Below are 18,227 nucleotides of genomic sequence, written 5' to 3' on the forward strand. Positions count from 1 at the left end.
TCACTCCAGTAATTTAAGCGCTTTTTCCAGGACGACATCACCTTTCATCATGCCGTAATCCATCATGTCGATCACCGCGACCTTTTTACCCAGCGGATCGGCCTGCGCCTGAAGTTTAGCCTGCTCGTATTTAACCTGTGGCCCCAGCAATACGATGTCAGCCGTCGCGATATTATCTTTAAACTCCGCAACCGGAACGGCCTTAATGGTGACTTCAACCCCTTTTTTCTGCGCGGCGTCTTTCATACGTTGAACCAGCATGCTGGTTGACATTCCCGCTGCACAGCATAAAACGATGTTCTTCATAATCAGCCTCGATCTACATGTGTTTATTGATAATTATCCCGTGCAGACCGCTTCAACAACCGCTTTACCGCGATTGTGTGTCAGGCATCACAAAGAAATGGGTGATTTTCTGAAACCGGTTACAATTTTGCATGAAAGCGCACGCTGCCCGTCGAAACGGACAGCGTGGGAGGGAAGAAATTAACGGATGGAGGTCTGAAGGATGCGGTTTTTACCCTGCTGTTTTGCGCTGTAAAGTGCGTTATCCACGCTCCCGACAAATTGCTCCAGCGGTTCGAAATGCCATTCCCCCAGGCCTGCACTGAACGTGACCTGCAGGTTTTCTTCCCGCCAGACGCGTTTTTCAATGGTGGTACGCCACGCTTCCAGCAACGAGATTGCATCAGCAATTTGCGCAGCCTGGAAGACCACCGCAAACTCTTCTCCACCGTACCGGTACACTGAGATGTGGTGCGGTTGCATGATCTGGATCCCTTCACGTGCCACGTTACGCAGGACAATATCGCCGCTAAGGTGGCCCCAGGTATCGTTGATTGATTTGAAGTTATCGATGTCCACCAGCGCCAGTGCGAAAGGCTGTTGAGCCGCCATTAACTCTTCCACATCGGTATCGAACGCGCGGCGGTTTTTGCAGCCTGTTAGCGCATCGTGGGTTGCCTGGCGGACATATGCCATTTCACGCTCTTTATTCGACTGGATGGTATGACTCAGCATCGCTTCCAGACGCGGAGCCTGGCTGACGTCGCCAGTTTTGATGGCGTTGATAATATGCATCAGCACGGTACGCGAGGCATGGCGAAGGTACAAACCGAAGAGAATGATAATAATCGCCGCCAGTGCAAATCCCCAGCCAACGATAGTGGTTTCGTGGCGGGTAATATCCGTCAGGGTCGCGCCAGAGACCCGGTAGATGACAAACCAATCCGGGTTAGTGAAGGAGTAGTAGTAATACCAGGTTTTACTTTTCCGGTCGTATAAATGACCCTCGCCGCTGGTCATTTTGTCCATCAGCGCTTCGCTCACGTATTTTTTGAACAGCGCGCCCGTATCAGGATGAAGCACCACGGTTCCGTCGCGCTCGACGACGAAGAATTCCCCTTGTACAGGAGCCACCATCTGTCGAAGGGTATACCCCATCGACGCCAAATCAAGATGAAAGGCGAGCGTTCCCTTGAGTCTGCCTTCTGTTGAAATCAACGGCTTATAAAGCGTGACCGTTGGATGCCCGGTAAAGTAGTCCATATAAGGGTGGGTATAATGGCTGAAAATACTGGCTTCCGCGTGGGCGACAAACCACGGGCGCGTCCGCGGATCGACGTTTTTACTCTTTTCCGTGGGAGGCGCTTCTGGAGCGTGCAAATAATGCCCCTCCGTGTCGGCCAGCGAGATGGATGACACGGTCGGCATCAGGTTTTGCAAATGCATCAACATCTGCAACCCTTGCGTCGGGTTGACGTTCAGCGTCTCATTCAGTATCTCGTTGCGGGAAAAGTACATCGCAGAACGACCAAGAATATAGTCGTTTTCACGCAACATTGATTCGGTATAGTTAACCGCCAGATTATGCGTGAAATTACCATTAATTTTATGATAATCCTCAAGAAAATCCTTTCTTTGCGAAAGCGTAACCACGACAGCGATCAGTGCAAAACTGCACAGTATCCCTGCGAAGCTGGCTATTATTGGCCGGGTAAAAGAGAGTTTTTTGCTGTGAAGTGCCATGAGTTGTACATCATTCCTGAGGGTGAATGCTTTTCGTCTGCCGATATCCTCTCAGCATAGTCGCAGTCCTGCGGTTAGCTGTTAATTATACGGAACACGATTTCAGACGAGATGATTTATCTTAAGAATGGCTAAGAAATTACTCATAAAATCAGAAATTCAGTGTGCACGATAAGTCAGAGGCAGGGCGAAACGAGGAAGAAGCTTTTCGCCCTGGTCAGCGTCCGTTGCTGACCACATGACAATAAAAAACCGGACGATAGCTGACAATCATCCGGTTGTGACTCTCCGTGCCGCCTCGTTTTATTTCTGCGGAGTTGCAGTATGTTTCAGCGTAATTGCGAGGCTCTTCCCAGCCAGCTGTCCCAGTCTTTCCAGACCGGCTGCAGCCCCTGCGCGCTCAGGGCCGCGGCGACCGCTTCCGGACGTCGTCCATCATGCGGGGCAAACTGCTCCAGTTCAGGGTGATCATCGGCGTAACCGCCCGGCTGTGTTTTGGAAAATGCGCTCACGTTGTTTATCGCAAGCGGGATCACGCGGTCGCGGAACGCCGGTGATTCACGTGTTGAGAGCGATAATTCAACCTCCGGGGCAAGCAGGCGAAACGCGCAGATCGTTTGTACCAGCTGGCGCTCATCCATGAGTGAGGCCGGTTCAATCCCGCCAGCACACGGGCGCAGCCGGGGGAAGGAGATGGAGTAGCGGCTCTGCCAGTAGTGCTGCTGAAGCCACAACAGATGTTCCGCCACCATATAACAATCCACGCGCCAGCTATCGGAAAGCCCAATCAGCGCACCAAGGCCAATTTTGTCGATCCCGGCACGTCCGAGCCTGTCCGGCGTTTCAAGGCGGAAGAAGAAGTCCTGTTTCTTGCCCTTCAGGTGATGCCGGGCGTAGGTCGCTTCGTGGTACGTTTCCTGATAGACCATCACTCCATCCAGTCCGAGCGTTTTGAGCTCCGCATACTCATCCTGCGACAGGGGCTGCACTTCCATCTGCAACGAGGCGAACTGACGACGAATGGCAGGAAGGTGCTGGCGGAAGTAGTCCATCCCGACTTTGCCCTGGTGCTCACCGGTGACCAGCAGGAGATGCTCGAAGCCCATTTCCCGGATGGCCGCACACTCGCGCGCGATTTCCTCCTCATCAAGCGTCTTACGCTTAATGCGGTTGCTCATGGAGAAGCCGCAGTAGGTACAGTCATTGGCGCACAGGTTTGAGAGATAGAGCGGGACGTAAAAGCTCACCGTGTTGCCAAAGCGCTGTCGGGTGAGACGCTGGGCGCGCTGGGCCATCGGCTCCAGATAAGCACTGGCCGCAGGGGAGAGCAGGGCCATTAAATCGTCGCGGGTCAGATGGCGCGCATTCAGTGCGCGCTCGACGTCGACCGGCGTTTTGCTGTTGATGCGCAGGGCAATGTCGTCCCAGTTAAGCTGCCGCCAGCGGTCGGTAAAGGTGGTCATGAGATTGCCTCCAGAAAACCGGTCAGCGGGCTGGTGGCCTGCGCCTGAAAACTGCGCGAGCCAGGGCCTGATTGCCGTGCCAGCAGGCCAGCCTCCACCGCCATGCGAAACGCGCGCGCCATCATGACCGGATCGTCGGCAACCGCGATGGCCGTGTTCACCAGCACCGCGTCCGCCCCCATTTCCAGCGCCTGCGCGGCATGGCTTGGTACGCCAATACCCGCATCCACCACCACCGGCACGGTGGCCTGCTCAATGATGATCTCCAGCATTGCCCGGGTTTCCAGCCCCTGGTTGGAGCCAATAGGTGCGCCCAGCGGCATAACGGCGGCGCAGCCAACGTCTTCCAGCCGTTTGCAGAGTACCGGATCGGCACCGCAGTAAGGCAGAACGATGAACCCTTGTTGTACCAGCTTTTCCGCCGCTTTCAGCGTCTCGATCGGGTCGGGCAACAGCCAGCGAGCATCCGGGTGAATTTCCAGCTTCAGCCAGCGTGTGCCGAGCGCTTCACGCGCAAGTTGAGCGGCGAAAATGGCCTCTTCGGCCGTTTTCGCGCCGGAAGTATTTGGCAGTAGCGTGACGCCAGCTTCCAGTAAAGGCGCCAGAATGGCATCACTGTGATGGCGCAGATCCACGCGCTTTAACGCCAGCGTGACCAGCTGGCTGCCGCTTTCACGGATGGCATCGACCATCAGCTGGGGTGATGCGAATTTCCCGGTTCCGGTAAACAGATGTGAATCAAAGACTTTATCGGCAATACGTAACATCTCAGCCCCCTGCGATAACCTGAAACAGCAGGATCTGGTCGCCTTCACTGACCTGCTGATGTTCCCACTGCTCGCGCGGCAGGATCTGTTGATTGAGCGCCAGCGCCGTTCCCGGCTTGAGCTGGCGAAGCTTATCGAGCAGCACGGTAACGGTGAGCCCGTCCTCGCATTTCATCGGCTCATCGTTAAAGAGAATGCGCATTGCCGCCTCCACATACCGGGCAGTGGCTGGCGCGGTGTAACGCCAGATGACGCCAGCCGCTGGAGCGGGCGTCAAATAACCGCAACGTGTTGCGCTCGGTCTCCATTCCGCTGAGCAGCTTGATGGCCTCGAGCGCCTGCAGGGTACCCATCACCCCCACAACCGGGCCAAGAATGCCCGCGGTGCGACAGTTACGCTCTGGCTCAGCATCGTCTGGCCACAGACAGCGATAGCAGCCCTGCGCCCACGGCGGTGTCAGGACCATCATCTGCCCGCCGAATCCCACCGCGCTGGCGGTGATAAGCGGCGTATTTTTTGCGACACAGGCGGCGTTGATCGCCTGGCGGGTTGCCATATTGTCGGTGCAGTCCAGCACCACGTCGGCCAGGGCGACTTCTCGGAGCAGATTGTCGCCGCTGAGCCGCTCCTGACACGCAATGAGCTCAATATCCGGGTTCAGCTGGTTCAGGCGCTGGCGGGTAATGTGTACTTTGGGCTGGTTGATATCCTCGGTGGTAAAGAGGATTTGACGCTGCAGGTTGCTAAGATGCACCTCGTCGTCATCGGCCAGTACCAGCGTGCCCACGCCTGCACCGGCCAGATAGAGCGCGGCAGGCGCGCCTAATCCGCCCAGCCCGACAATCAAAACCCGGCTGGCGAGCAGCTTTTGCTGCCCGTCGATGGCGATATCCTCCAGCAGGATCTGGCGGCTATAGCGCATAAAGTCACGATCATTCATCGCCTGCTCCTGCCAGTTGTAAGAGCTGCCGGGTGGCGGCCTGCCAGTCTGCGGCCTGGGTGATGGCACTGACGACGGCGATACTGCCGACACCGGTATCCAGCACGGCCGGCGCGCGTTCAAGGCTAATCCCGCCGATGGCCACGGTCGGGTACTGCGCAAGACGCTTCACGTGAGCCGCCAGCTGTGCCAGCCCTTGTGGCGCGGAGGGCATCTGTTTAGTTTGCGTCGGGAAGACGTGTCCAAGCGCAATGTACGAAGGGCGTGCCGCCAGCGCCACGTCAATCTCCATATCGTCATGGGTCGAGACACCCAAGCGCAAACCGGCTTCCCGGATGGCATTCAGGTCTGTGGTCTCCAGATCCTCCTGACCCAGATGCACGCCGTAGGCCTGGTGCTTTATCGCCAGTCGCCAGTAGTCGTTGATAAACAGGCGGGCGTTATACCGACGCCCCAGCGCGATGGCGGCAGCGACATCGTTCTCCACCTCCTCATCGCGTTTATCTTTGATGCGTAGCTGCAGCGTGCGTACACCTGCCTCCAGCAGGCGGGCAATCCACTCCACGCTGTCCACCACCGGGTAGAGCCCCAAACGAAAGGGCACGGGTGGGAAATCGGGCTGGTACATTACGCCTCCTCTTTTTTGAGGTAGATTTCGCCGCCTTTCGCGCGGAAGGTTTCTGACATATCCGCCATGCCCACTTCAATGGTTTGCGCGGCGGCGTAGTCACGCACTTCCTGGCTGATCTTCATTGAGCAGAATTTTGGCCCACACATGGAGCAGAAATGGGCCACTTTGCCGGACTCCTGCGGCAGGGTTTCGTCGTGATAGGCGCGGGCGGTAAACGGGTCGAGCGCGAGGTTAAACTGATCTTCCCAGCGGAATTCAAAGCGGGCCTTCGACATCGCGTTATCGCGAATTTGCGCGCCCGGATGGCCTTTCGCCAGGTCCGCAGCGTGGGCGGCAATTTTGTAGGTGATAAGCCCCTGCTTCACGTCCTCTTTGTTGGGCAGACCGAGGTGCTCTTTTGGCGTCACATAGCAGAGCATGGCGCAACCGAACCAGCCGATCATCGCCGCACCAATTCCGGAGGTGAAGTGGTCGTAACCCGGGGCAATATCGGTGGTCAACGGCCCCAGGGTATAGAATGGTGCTTCATGGCAGTGCTCCAGTTCTTCCGTCATATTGCGGCGGATCATCTGCATGGGGACATGGCCCGGGCCTTCAATCATCACCTGCACGTCATACTCCCAGGCGATTTTGGTCAGCTCGCCCAGCGTGTGCAGTTCGGCAAACTGCGCTTCGTCGTTGGCATCACGAATGGAACCAGGGCGCAGGCCGTCGCCCAGCGACAGCGAGACGTCGTAAGCGGCACAGATTTCGCAGATCTCGCGGAAGTGTTCGTAGAGGAAGTTTTCCTGATGATGAGACAGACACCACTTCGCCATGATTGAGCCCCCGCGCGAGACAATGCCGGTCAGACGCTTCGCGGTCATCGGCACGTAGCGCAGCAGCACCCCCGCGTGGATGGTGAAGTAGTCTACACCCTGTTCAGCCTGCTCCAGCAGCGTGTCGCGGAACGCTTCCCAGGTGAGGTTTTCAGCGATACCGTTCACTTTCTCCAGCGCCTGATAGACCGGCACCGTTCCGATAGGCACCGGGCTGTTACGCAGGATCCACTCGCGGGTTTCGTGGATATAACGCCCGGTGGAGAGATCCATTACCGTGTCCGCGCCCCAGCGCGTTGACCAGACCAGCTTCTCGACCTCTTCTTCGATGGAGGAGGTGACCGCGGAATTACCGATATTGGCGTTGACCTTCACCAGGAAGTTGCGGCCGATAATCATCGGTTCGGATTCCGGGTGATTGATGTTGGCGGGGATAATCGCGCGGCCAGCGGCCACTTCATCGCGTACAAACTCCGGGGTGATGTTTTCCGGCAGGCGGGCACCGAAACCTTCGCCCGGATGCTGGTGGCGCAGCACTTCGCTACGGATGCGCTCACGGCCCATGTTTTCACGGATAGCGATAAACTCCATCTCCGGGGTGACGATCCCCTGACGCGCATAGTGCAGCTGGGTAACGCATTTGCCCGCTTTCGCACGTTTCGGCGTCAGCAGGCCCGCGAAGCGCAGTTCATCCAGGCCATCGTCGGCCAGACGCTCTTTGGTGTAGGCAGAGCTGCGAACCGTCAGTTCTTCGCAGTCGTTACGCGCGTCAATCCAGCGCTGGCGCAGTTTTACCAGACCCTGCTGCACGTTAATGGCCACATCAGGATCGCCGTACGGGCCAGACGTGTCGTAGACCGGCACGGCTTCGTTGTCTTCATACTGCGGGTTTTCTTTGCTGCCGCCAAGAAGCGTCGGGCTAAGCTGGATTTCGCGCATCGGAACGCGGATATCCGCCTGAGAGCCGGTGATGTAAATACGCTTAGAGTTCGGGAAAGCGGTGCCTTCCAGGGTGTCGATGAAGTGTTGGGCGTGTGCGCGCTGTTCGCGGCGGGTCAGTTTAGTAGTAGACATAGCTCATTCCAAAAGTGAAGGACATGGCTTGTCAGACGACGGATGAAGCAAGAGGAGATCGCCCGGGGGCGATACTACAGCAGTTTTACTCTTGTTCCCTTCGCAGGTATTAGCCTGATCAGGTTCCGCGGATCCCGAATTAACGGTCTCAGCCCGTGCTTTCACACTGGGCACTCCGACAAGAAATTTACACGCCATCGTTCACGCTATCGCATGAATGATTTCGTGTAATACCCCCCTCCTGAGAGGGGCGAATGTTTGTAAACTACTCGTTAACGATTAAGAACTCAAGCAGGCCGCGCGATGTTATCTTCGTTGCTGGCCTTAGAATCGTTATCCAGCACGAGGGCGATCAGCTTATCTTCCAGCGAGAATCGCTCTTCCAGCGCTTCGCCGAGATCGGACAGCGCCTGTTGAAACTCAAGGTAGTTGTCGTGATCGATGGCGTTCTCGAGGGTGGAATCGTAGTAATTCATGATCTGCTGGGTATTGGCTTCCAGCAGCGGGTAGAGTTTGGATGCCGTTAAATACGGGCTAGTGCCTTCCATTTCGCGGATAATGCGTTCATAAATATTGAAATGGCCGTCGGACAGGTAGTCGACCAGGCTCTGACAAAAATCATCCAGCGCTTTTTCATTCAGCCGCATAAACGATTCTTTGCCAGGCTTAATACCGACCAGATTGTAATAAGCCACGAGTAGATGCTTGCGCACATGTAGCCAGCGATCCACCAGTTTGTTACTTCCTCTAACGCGCTCAGTCAGGCTTTCTAGCTGGTTTAACATGTTCGACTCCGCAAGGTTTAGAATTGATTCTGCTTATCCAAAATGTAACCACAATGCTAACAACATGTCAGTGAAGCGAAGGTAGTGCAATAGATATGGATCGTATTATTGAAAAATCAGATCTGGGTTGGTGGATTGTCAGTCACGAACAAAAATTATGGCTGCCCGGTGGGGAAATACCCTATGGCACTGCCGATCGTTTCGATCTCGTTGGTCAGCCTGCGCTGAAGATCGGCGAGTGGCAAGGGGAGCCGGTGTGGTTGATCCAGCAGCCTCGCCGCCAGGACATGGGATCAGTTCGTCAGGTGCTGGATCTTGATGTGGGCCTGTTCCAGCTGGCAGGCCGTGGCGTGCAGCTGGCCGAGTTTTACCGATCGCATAAATACTGCGGCTACTGCGGGCATACCATGCACCCGAGCAAAACCGAGTGGGCCATGCTCTGCAGCCACTGCCGTGAACGCTATTATCCGCAGATTGCGCCGTGCATTATCGTCGCTATCCGGCGTGACGATTCCATTCTGCTGGCGCAACATACCCGCCATCGCAACGGCATTCATACTGTTCTTGCCGGGTTCGTTGAAGTGGGCGAAACGCTGGAGCAGGCGGTGGCGCGTGAAGTGATGGAAGAGAGCGGGATCCGGGTGAAGAACCTGCGTTACGTAACGTCTCAGCCGTGGCCGTTCCCGCAGTCGCTGATGACGGCGTTTATGGCCGAATACGATAGCGGTGAGATTGTTATCGACCAGAAAGAGCTGCTGGACGCGAACTGGTACCGTTATGACGATTTGCCACTGTTACCCCCGCCGGGAACGGTAGCCCGTCGGCTGATAGAAGATACCGTGGCAATGTGTCGGGCCGAGTATGAGTAGTGTTACACTCACGGACTGACGCAATAAGGAACTGCAAAATGACCGAACTGAAGAACGATCGTTATCTGCGTGCGCTGCTGCGCCAGCCCGTTGATGTCACCCCGGTGTGGATGATGCGCCAGGCGGGGCGCTATCTGCCAGAGTACAAAGCCACGCGTGCGCAGGCGGGTGATTTTATGTCGCTGTGCAAAAATGCCGAGCTGGCCTGCGAAGTGACGCTCCAGCCGCTGCGCCGCTACCCGCTGGATGCCGCTATTCTCTTTTCGGACATTCTGACCATTCCGGATGCCATGGGCCTTGGGCTCTATTTCGAAACCGGTGAAGGTCCGCGTTTCACCTCCCCGATCAAAAGCAAAGCCGACGTTGATAAGCTGCCGGTACCGGATCCTGAGCAGGAGCTGGGGTACGTGATGAACGCCGTGCGCACAATTCGCCGTGAACTGAAAGGCGAAGTGCCGCTGATTGGCTTCTCAGGCAGCCCGTGGACGCTGGCGACCTATATGGTGGAAGGTGGCAGCAGCAAAGCCTTTACCGTCATTAAAAAGATGATGTACGCGGAGCCACAGGCGCTGCATACGCTGCTCGACAAGCTGGCGAAGAGCGTCACACTCTATCTTAACGCGCAGATTAAAGCAGGCGCGCAGTCGGTGATGATTTTCGATACCTGGGGCGGCGTGCTGACCGGGCGCGATTACCAGCAGTTCTCGCTGTATTACATGCATAAAATCGTCGATGGCCTGCTGCGTGAAAACGAAGGTCGCCGGGTGCCGGTGACGCTGTTCACTAAAGGCGGCGGACAGTGGCTGGAAGCCATGGCCGCAACCGGCTGTGACGCGCTGGGTCTCGACTGGACAACCGATATTGCCGATGCGCGCCGTCGCGTGGGTGACAAAGTGGCGCTGCAGGGCAACATGGACCCGTCTATGCTCTATGCTCAGCCTGCCCGTATTGAGGAAGAGGTGGCCTCCATTCTTGCTGGTTTCGGCCAGGGCGAAGGACACGTGTTCAACCTCGGGCACGGTATTCATCAGGATGTACCGCCAGAACACGCTGGCGCGTTTGTGGAGGCGGTGCACCGACTTTCTGCACATTATCATCAGTAAGGAGTGGTTATGGATCTCGCGTCATTACGCGCTCAACAGATAGAACTGGCCTCATCCGTGATCCGCGAGGATCGTCTGGACACAGACCCGCCGCAGTACATTGGCGGAGCAGATGTGGGGTTTGAGCAGGGAGGTGAAGTGACGCGGGCGGCAATGGTGCTGCTGAAATATCCCTCGCTGGAACTGGTGGAGTACAAGGTGGCGCGTATCGCCACCACCATGCCGTACATTCCTGGCTTTCTCTCATTCCGTGAATATCCCGCGCTGCTGGCAGCGTGGGAGCAACTCTCGCAAAAACCCGACCTGCTGTTTGTCGACGGCCATGGTATCTCTCATCCGCGCCGCTTAGGCGTCGCCAGCCACTTTGGGCTGCTGGTGGATGTCCCTACTATCGGTGTGGCTAAAAAACGCCTGTGCGGTGCGTTTGAGCCGCTCTCCGCCGAGCCAGGCGCGCTGGCACCTCTCATCGATAAGGGTGAGCAACTGGCGTGGGTCTGGCGCAGTAAAGCGCGTTGTAACCCCCTGTTTATCGCCACCGGGCATCGGGTAAGCACGGACAGTGCGCTGGCCTGGGTGCAACGCTGCATGAAAGGGTATCGCTTACCGGAGCCCACCCGCTGGGCTGATGCGGTAGCGTCAGGGCGTCCGGCTTTTACGCGTTGGCAAGAAATTCAGTGATGATTCAGGTAAACTGCGGCTAATTTTCGATTCGAGACCTCATCATGCTACAAAACCCGATTCATCTGCGCCTTGAGAAGCTGGAAAGCTGGCAGCACGTGACTTTTATGGCTTGCCTGTGCGAGCGCATGTATCCCAACTATGCCGCGTTCTGCAAGCAGACAGGCTTTGGTGAAGGGCAGATTTATCGCCGCATCCTGGATTTAATCTGGGAGACGCTGACGGTCAAAGACGCTAAGGTGAACTTCGACTCTCAGCTTGAAAAGCTTGAAGAGGCGATCCCGGCGGCGGATGACTACGACCTGTATGGGGTCTATCCGGCCATTGATGCCTGCGTGGCATTAAGCGAGCTGATTCATTCCCGTCTGAGCGGTGAAACGCTGGAGCATGCTATCGAAGTCAGCAAGGCATCCATTACGACCGTCGCGATGCTGGAAATGACCCAGGAAGGTCGGGAAATGACCGACGAAGAGCTGCGAGTGAACCCCGCTGTTGAGCAGGAATGGGATATCCAGTGGGAAATTTTCCGCCTGCTGGCAGAGTGTGAAGAACGCGATATTGAGCTGATAAAAGGGCTCCGTGCGGACTTACGTGAGGCTGGTGAGAGCAATATTGGTATAATTTTTAACCAATGAGACAACAAAACTTGATATAACGCTCGTTTTGTCGCTCCTCGACTCTTCCCTTTCGCCCCTTGTCTGGTCTACATTTGGGGGGCGAAAAAAAGTGGCTATCGGTGCGTGTATGCAGGAGAGTGCTTTTTTGGCATTTTCGTCGCACTCGATGCTTAGCAAGCGATAAACACATTGAAAGGATAACTTATGAACAAGACTCAACTGATTGATGTAATTGCGGACAAGGCTGATCTGTCTAAAGTGCAGGCTAAAGCTGCTCTGGAATCTACCCTGGCTGCTATTACTGAGTCTCTGAAAGAAGGTGATGCTGTACAACTGGTTGGTTTCGGTACCTTCAAAGTGAACCACCGCGCTGAGCGTACTGGCCGCAACCCGCAGACCGGTAAAGAAATCAAAATCGCCGCAGCTAACGTGCCGGCATTTGTTTCTGGTAAAGCACTGAAAGACGCTGTTAAGTAAGACGCGTGGCAGTGAACAGTTTTAACGAAGGGGCGGCAACGCCCCTTTTGTCTGTCTGGCGTGGTCTCTTCGCGCTGGCGAGCGTGATGTTTCTGTCCGCCTGTAGCCACGACACCTCTCTGCCACCGTTTACCGCCAGCGGCTACGCTGACAACCAGGGTGCGGTGAGGATCTGGCGCAAAGATTCTGGCGGCGAAGTGCATCTGCTTTCTGCTTTCAGTCCGTGGCATAACGGCAATACGTCGACCGCGGAGTATCGCTGGCAGGGCGATGACCTGTCGCTGATAGAACTGAATGTCTACAGCAAGACCCCCGAACATGTGAAAGTGCGTTTTGATGACCATGGCGAGCTGAGCTTTATGCAGCGGGAAGTCAGCGGTCAAAAACAGCAGCTTTCCAGCGATCAAGTCGCACTCTATCGTTATCGTGCCGAACAAATCCGCCAGACCAGCGATGCGCTGCGTCAGGGACGCGTTGTGCTGCGCCAGGGGCGCTGGCATGCCGATGGCACGGTAACAACCTGCGAAGGGCAAACCGTTAAGCCTGAGCTTGAAGCCTGGGCAACCGAACATATTGAGCGCCGTCAGCGGCATTCATCCATGGAAGTGAGTGTGGCGTGGCTGGAAGCGCCGGAAGGTTCTCAACTGCTGCTGGTCGCGAACGAAGACTTCTGCACCTGGCAGCCGACAGAAAAGAGTTTTTGAGTGACGTCCCCTCTCCCTGACGGGAGAGGGGCTGGCTGAAGAATTACTCGCCCTGCTCACGCGCAATTGCGCGATAGCCGATATCCTGGCGGCTAAAGCTACCGTTCCAGTGAATATCTGCCATCAGCGCATAGGCACGCTTCTGTGCTTCTGCAACGGTGTGACCCAGCGCGGTCGCACACAGTACACGGCCGCCATTGGTCAGCACGCGATCGTCGTCAGACAGCTTCGTGCCGGCGTGGAATACCTTCGCGCCTTCCAATTCTTCCAGCGGTAAACCGTGGATCTCATCACCGGTATTGTAATTGCCCGGATAACCGCCTGCAGCAATCACCACGCCCAGAGAAGCACGTTCATCCCACTCAGACGTTTTCTCATCCAGCTTACCTTCACAGGCGGCAAGACACAGTTCCACCAGGTCAGATTTCATGCGCAGCATGATTGGCTGTGTTTCCGGATCGCCGAAGCGGCAGTTGAACTCAATCACCTTCGGATTGCCCTGCTTGTCGATCATCAGGCCTGCATAGAGGAAACCGGTGTAAGTATTACCTTCAGCAGCCATGCCTTTGACGGTTGGCCAGATAATGCGGTCCATGGTGCGCTGATGCACTTCGTCAGTGACCACAGGGGCAGGGGAGTAAGCGCCCATACCGCCGGTGTTCGGCCCGGTATCTGCATTGCCAACGCGTTTATGATCCTGGCTGGTGGCCATCGGCAGAACATGCTCGCCGTCGACCATCACGATAAAGCTCGCCTCTTCACCGTCAAGGAACTCTTCAATCACGATGCGATGGCCCGCATCGCCAAAGGCGTTGCCTGCCAGCATATCCTGAACCGCGGCTTCGGCTTCCTCGAGTGTCATCGCCACGATAACGCCTTTACCGGCGGCCAGACCGTCGGCTTTGATAACGATAGGCGCACCTTTTTCACGTAAGTAAGCCAGGGCTGGCTCTACTTCGGTGAAATTCTGATATTCCGCCGTCGGGATGTTATGACGTGCAAGGAAATCTTTGGTGAAGGCTTTCGAACCTTCCAGCTGTGCAGCCCCTTCCGTTGGGCCGAAGATTTGCAGGCCAGCAGCCCGGAAGGCGTCAACGACGCCAATCACCAGCGGCGCTTCCGGACCCACGATGGTCAGATCGATTTTCTCCTGCTGAGCAAAGCTCAACAGGGCCGGGATATCGGTCACGCCGATAGCGACGTTCTGTAACGTGGGTTCCAGCGCAGTACCGGCATTACCCGGTGCCACAAAGACGGTTTTCACCTGCGGCGACTGGGCCGCTTTCCACGCCAGAGCGTGCTCGCGCCCGCCATTACCAATGACTAATACTTTCATTTTCTGCTCCGTGGATTAATGGCGGAAGTGACGCATGTCGGTGAAGATCATCGTAATACCGTGTTCGTCAGCAGCGGCAATGACTTCGTCGTCACGGATTGAGCCGCCAGGCTGGATAACACAGGTAATGCCCACTGCCGCAGCAGCGTCGATACCGTCACGGAACGGGAAGAAGGCGTCAGAGGCCATTGCCGAGCCTTTCACTTCCAGACCTTCATCGGCTGCTTTGATACCCGCAATTTTCGCGGAGTAAACGCGGCTCATCTGGCCTGCGCCTATTCCGATGGTCATGTTCTCTTTTGCATAGACAATCGCGTTGGATTTCACGAACTTCGCAACCTTCCAGCAGAACAGCGCGTCACGCAGTTCCTGCTCGGTAGGCTGGCGTTTCGTCACGACGCGCAGATCGCCCGCGGTGACCATGCCCAGATCGCGATCCTGAACCAGCAGACCGCCGTTCACGCGTTTGAAGTCCAGACCCGGTACGCGCTCAGCCCACTGGCCGCACACCAGTACGCGCACGTTCTGTTTTGCCGCGGTGATTTTCAGGGCTTCGTCGGATGCAGAAGGAGCGATGATCACTTCGACAAACTGACGGGAGATGATGGCCTGTGCTGTGTCAGCGTCCAGCTCGCGGTTGAAGGCGATAATGCCGCCGAATGCAGAGGTTGGGTCGGTTTTATACGCGCGATCATAGGCGTCGAGAATGGAGGTGCTTACCGCTACGCCACATGGGTTCGCGTGCTTCACGATTACGCAGGCGGGTTCACTGAACGCTTTCACGCACTCGAGCGCTGCATCGGTGTCAGCGATGTTGTTATAGGAGAGTGCCTTGCCCTGAACCTGCTGTGCGGTCGCAACAGAGGCTTCTTTTACCTCTTCTTCTATATAGAAGGCAGCCTGCTGGTGGCTGTTCTCACCGTAACGCATATCCTGCTTCTTAATGAAGTTCAGGTTCAGCGTACGCGGGAAGCGGCCGGAAGGTTCAGTGCTTTCGCCATGATAAGCAGGCACCAGGCTACCGAAGTAGTTGGCGATCATGCTGTCGTACGCGGCGGTGTGCTCGAATGCTTTGATGGCGAGGTCGAAACGCGTCTCCAGCGTCAGCGACCCTTCGTTGGCATCCATCTCATTAATAATGGTGTTGTAGTCGCTGCTCTTCACCACGATGGCAACATCTTTATGGTTCTTAGCCGCTGAGCGCACCATGGTTGGGCCGCCGATATCAATGTTTTCGACGGCGTCTTCCAGAGAGCAGCCTTCGCGGGCAACGGTCTGTGCGAACGGGTAGAGGTTAACGACGACCATGTCGATTGGCGCGATATCATGCTTTTCCATAATGCCGTCGTCCTGGCCGCGACGACCAAGAATACCGCCGTGGACCTTCGGGTGCAGGGTCTTGACGCGTCCATCCATCATTTCCGGAAAACCGGTGTAATCGGACACTTCGGTTACCGGCAGACCTTTCTCTGCTAACAGGCGAGCGGTACCACCTGTAGAAAGCAGCTCCACACCGCGTGCAGAAAGTGCCTGAGCGAATTCGACGATACCGGCTTTATCAGAAACACTGAGCAGAGCGCGGCGGACTGGACGACGTTGTTGCATGGTAAATCCCCTGGATTTCACGATTACAGAGAGCGTTAGATGAATTTTCCAGCGAAAAACTCATCTAACACACCTGACGAGGCATCCTTGTTAAGCGCGAGCATTTTAACGAAAACGTTTGCGCAACGCTCGCGAATTTTCACTTTTTCGCATCCCTGTGGATAAGTCTGTGTGTAAAAGGGTATAAGGCGGGGTTTTGCTGGGGAATGCAGCAGTCAGTCATTTTTCTGTCATTTAGCGGTTGCGGCCTGCAGAGAACTCCCTATAATGCGCCTCCATCGACACGGCGGATGTGAATCACTTCACAGATAACCCGGTCGGTTGAAGAGAAAAAATCCTGAACTTCAGGGTTGACTCTGAAAGAGGAAAGCGTAATATACGCCACCTCGCGACGGTGAGCTGTAAGCCGCGTCGCAACTGCTCTTTAACAATTTATCAGACAATCTGTGTGGGCACTCAAAGTGACATGGATTCTTAATGTCTTCGGACACTAAATGAATACCAAAGTCTCTGAGTGAACATACGTAATTCATTACGAAGTTTAATTCACGAGCATCAAACTTAAATTGAAGAGTTTGATCATGGCTCAGATTGAACGCTGGCGGCAGGCCTAACACATGCAAGTCGAACGGTAGCACAGAGAGCTTGCTCTCGGGTGACGAGTGGCGGACGGGTGAGTAATGTCTGGGAAACTGCCTGATGGAGGGGGATAACTACTGGAAACGGTAGCTAATACCGCATAACGTCGCAAGACCAAAGAGGGGGACCTTCGGGCCTCTTGCCATCAGATGTGCCCAGATGGGATTAGCTAGTAGGTGGGGTAACGGCTCACCTAGGCGACGATCCCTAGCTGGTCTGAGAGGATGACCAGCCACACTGGAACTGAGACACGGTCCAGACTCCTACGGGAGGCAGCAGTGGGGAATATTGCACAATGGGCGCAAGCCTGATGCAGCCATGCCGCGTGTATGAAGAAGGCCTTCGGGTTGTAAAGTACTTTCAGCGGGGAGGAAGGTGTTGTGGTTAATAACCGCAGCAATTGACGTTACCCGCAGAAGAAGCACCGGCTAACTCCGTGCCAGCAGCCGCGGTAATACGGAGGGTGCAAGCGTTAATCGGAATTACTGGGCGTAAAGCGCACGCAGGCGGTCTGTCAAGTCGGATGTGAAATCCCCGGGCTCAACCTGGGAACTGCATTCGAAACTGGCAGGCTAGAGTCTTGTAGAGGGGGGTAGAATTCCAGGTGTAGCGGTGAAATGCGTAGAGATCTGGAGGAATACCGGTGGCGAAGGCGGCCCCCTGGACAAAGACTGACGCTCAGGTGCGAAAGCGTGGGGAGCAAACAGGATTAGATACCCTGGTAGTCCACGCCGTAAACGATGTCGACTTGGAGGTTGTGCCCTTGAGGCGTGGCTTCCGGAGCTAACGCGTTAAGTCGACCGCCTGGGGAGTACGGCCGCAAGGTTAAAACTCAAATGAATTGACGGGGGCCCGCACAAGCGGTGGAGCATGTGGTTTAATTCGATGCAACGCGAAGAACCTTACCTACTCTTGACATCCAGAGAACTTAGCAGAGATGCTTTGGTGCCTTCGGGAACTCTGAGACAGGTGCTGCATGGCTGTCGTCAGCTCGTGTTGTGAAATGTTGGGTTAAGTCCCGCAACGAGCGCAACCCTTATCCTTTGTTGCCAGCGGTCCGGCCGGGAACTCAAAGGAGACTGCCAGTGATAAACTGGAGGAAGGTGGGGATGACGTCAAGTCATCATGGCCCTTACGAGTAGGGCTACACACGTGCTACAATGGCGCATACAAAGAGAAGCGAACTCGCGAGAGCAAGCGGATCTCATAAAGTGCGTCGTAGTCCGGATTGGAGTCTGCAACTCGACTCCATGAAGTCGGAATCGCTAGTAATCGTAGATCAGAATGCTACGGTGAATACGTTCCCGGGCCTTGTACACACCGCCCGTCACACCATGGGAGTGGGTTGCAAAAGAAGTAGGTAGCTTAACCTTCGGGAGGGCGCTTACCACTTTGTGATTCATGACTGGGGTGAAGTCGTAACAAGGTAACCGTAGGGGAACCTGCGGTTGGATCACCTCCTTACCTTAAAGAACCTGCCTTTGTAGTGTCCACACAGATTGTCTGATGAAAAGTAAATAGCAAGGCGTCTTGCGATTGAGACTTCAGTGTCCCCTTCGTCTAGAGGCCCAGGACACCGCCCTTTCACGGCGGTAACAGGGGTTCGAATCCCCTAGGGGACGCCACTTGCTGGTTCGTGAGTGAAAGTCACCTGCCGACATATCTCAAAACTCATCTTCGGGTGACGTTTGA

16 protein-coding genes, 1 tRNA gene, 1 rRNA gene, 2 pseudogenes and 1 riboswitch are annotated in these 18,227 nt (G+C 55.7%); of the genes and pseudogenes, 8 read left to right on the forward strand and 12 right to left on the reverse strand.

What is annotated here, in order from left to right:
* The 9 genes from BH714_RS16240 to BH714_RS16280 all read right to left on the reverse strand — a co-directional run bounded on the left by BH714_RS16240 (position 1) and on the right by BH714_RS16280 (position 8,507).
* A complete protein-coding gene (locus tag BH714_RS16240; protein ID WP_014068453.1) occupies positions 1–306 on the reverse strand; it encodes a PTS sugar transporter subunit IIB in 306 nt (101 codons plus the stop codon).
* Positions 307–486: 180 nt separating this feature from the next.
* Positions 487–2,028 carry a sensor domain-containing diguanylate cyclase gene (locus BH714_RS16245; protein WP_040018432.1) on the reverse strand — a complete coding sequence of 514 codons (1,542 nt, stop codon included), beginning with the start codon at positions 2,026–2,028 and terminating at the stop codon, positions 487–489.
* 329 nt (positions 2,029–2,357) lie between these two features.
* Complete coding sequence (gene thiH, locus BH714_RS16250) at positions 2,358–3,491, reverse strand: 2-iminoacetate synthase ThiH (protein WP_014168159.1); 1,134 nt, start codon at positions 3,489–3,491, stop codon at positions 2,358–2,360.
* Positions 3,488–4,258, reverse strand: a complete 771-nt coding sequence (thiG, locus tag BH714_RS16255) for a thiazole synthase (protein ID WP_014168160.1) — start codon at positions 4,256–4,258, stop codon at positions 3,488–3,490. Before thiG ends, thiH begins: the two co-directional genes overlap by 4 nt.
* A gap of 1 nt (position 4,259) precedes the next feature.
* Positions 4,260–4,460 carry a sulfur carrier protein ThiS gene (thiS, locus tag BH714_RS16260; RefSeq protein ID WP_040018433.1) on the reverse strand — a complete coding sequence of 67 codons (201 nt, stop codon included), beginning with the start codon at positions 4,458–4,460 and terminating at the stop codon, positions 4,260–4,262.
* Positions 4,444–5,199, reverse strand: a complete 756-nt coding sequence (locus BH714_RS16265) for a HesA/MoeB/ThiF family protein (RefSeq protein ID WP_040018434.1) — start codon at positions 5,197–5,199, stop codon at positions 4,444–4,446. The genes thiS and BH714_RS16265 overlap by 17 nt, the downstream gene beginning before the upstream one ends.
* Entirely contained in the window at positions 5,192–5,827 is a 636-nt protein-coding gene (gene thiE / locus BH714_RS16270) for a thiamine phosphate synthase (protein WP_032679970.1), read from the reverse strand. Before thiE ends, BH714_RS16265 begins: the two co-directional genes overlap by 8 nt.
* Entirely contained in the window at positions 5,827–7,722 is a 1,896-nt protein-coding gene (gene thiC, locus BH714_RS16275; RefSeq protein ID WP_040018436.1) for a phosphomethylpyrimidine synthase ThiC, read from the reverse strand. Before thiC ends, thiE begins: the two co-directional genes overlap by 1 nt.
* 78 nt (positions 7,723–7,800) lie before the next feature.
* Positions 7,801–7,910: riboswitch (TPP riboswitch) on the reverse strand.
* A gap of 99 nt (positions 7,911–8,009) precedes the next feature.
* Positions 8,010–8,507: an Rsd/AlgQ family anti-sigma factor gene (locus tag BH714_RS16280; RefSeq protein ID WP_014168165.1), complete on the reverse strand. Its 498-nt coding sequence runs from the start codon at positions 8,505–8,507 to the stop codon at positions 8,010–8,012.
* Between the two features lie 95 nt (positions 8,508–8,602).
* Between BH714_RS16280 and nudC the strand changes: the two are divergent.
* Positions 8,603–9,355: pseudogene (gene nudC / locus BH714_RS16285) on the forward strand (NAD(+) diphosphatase); the annotation flags it as partial.
* On the opposite strand, the pseudogene BH714_RS24505 reads toward nudC, so the two are convergent.
* Positions 9,324–9,413 (reverse strand): annotated as a pseudogene (locus tag BH714_RS24505) (hypothetical protein); the annotation flags it as partial. The pseudogenes nudC and BH714_RS24505 sit on opposite strands and share 32 nt — an antisense overlap.
* 1 nt (position 9,414) lies before the next feature.
* Between BH714_RS24505 and hemE the strand changes: the two are divergent.
* The 5 genes from hemE to BH714_RS16310 all read left to right on the forward strand — a co-directional run bounded on the left by hemE (position 9,415) and on the right by BH714_RS16310 (position 12,955).
* The gene (gene hemE / locus BH714_RS16290; RefSeq protein ID WP_020882986.1) at positions 9,415–10,479 is read left to right on the forward strand and encodes a uroporphyrinogen decarboxylase; all 1,065 of its coding nucleotides are present in this window, start codon (positions 9,415–9,417) and stop codon (positions 10,477–10,479) included.
* A 9-nt stretch (positions 10,480–10,488) separates the two neighbouring features.
* Complete coding sequence (gene nfi, locus BH714_RS16295; protein WP_025206412.1) at positions 10,489–11,157, forward strand: deoxyribonuclease V; 669 nt, start codon at positions 10,489–10,491, stop codon at positions 11,155–11,157.
* A gap of 44 nt (positions 11,158–11,201) precedes the next feature.
* Complete coding sequence (locus BH714_RS16300; protein WP_014168169.1) at positions 11,202–11,792, forward strand: YjaG family protein; 591 nt, start codon at positions 11,202–11,204, stop codon at positions 11,790–11,792.
* 186 nt (positions 11,793–11,978) lie between these two features.
* Entirely contained in the window at positions 11,979–12,251 is a 273-nt protein-coding gene (gene hupA, locus BH714_RS16305; RefSeq protein ID WP_002445246.1) for a nucleoid-associated protein HU-alpha, read from the forward strand.
* Between the two features lie 11 nt (positions 12,252–12,262).
* The gene (locus tag BH714_RS16310; protein ID WP_040018437.1) at positions 12,263–12,955 is read left to right on the forward strand and encodes a DUF1481 domain-containing protein; all 693 of its coding nucleotides are present in this window, start codon (positions 12,263–12,265) and stop codon (positions 12,953–12,955) included.
* 43 nt (positions 12,956–12,998) lie between these two features.
* Here the strand turns inward: BH714_RS16310 and purD are convergent, their stop codons facing one another.
* Together purD and purH are read right to left on the reverse strand one after the other, a co-directional pair.
* On the reverse strand, positions 12,999–14,291 hold the full coding sequence (gene purD / locus BH714_RS16315) for a phosphoribosylamine--glycine ligase (RefSeq protein ID WP_032679369.1): 1,293 nt from the start codon (positions 14,289–14,291) through the stop codon (positions 12,999–13,001).
* A 15-nt stretch (positions 14,292–14,306) separates the two neighbouring features.
* Positions 14,307–15,896: a bifunctional phosphoribosylaminoimidazolecarboxamide formyltransferase/IMP cyclohydrolase gene (gene purH, locus BH714_RS16320; protein ID WP_040018438.1), complete on the reverse strand. Its 1,590-nt coding sequence runs from the start codon at positions 15,894–15,896 to the stop codon at positions 14,307–14,309.
* Positions 15,897–16,459: 563 nt separating this feature from the next.
* Between purH and BH714_RS16325 the strand changes: the two genes are divergently transcribed.
* Together BH714_RS16325 and BH714_RS16330 are read left to right on the forward strand one after the other, a co-directional pair.
* Positions 16,460–17,999 (forward strand): 16S ribosomal RNA (locus BH714_RS16325).
* An 85-nt stretch (positions 18,000–18,084) separates the two neighbouring features.
* Positions 18,085–18,160: transfer RNA gene (locus tag BH714_RS16330), tRNA-Glu, on the forward strand.
* Positions 18,161–18,227 lie beyond the last annotated feature (67 nt).

Source organism: Enterobacter ludwigii, assembly GCF_001750725.1.
Taxonomy (GTDB): domain Bacteria; phylum Pseudomonadota; class Gammaproteobacteria; order Enterobacterales; family Enterobacteriaceae; genus Enterobacter; species Enterobacter ludwigii.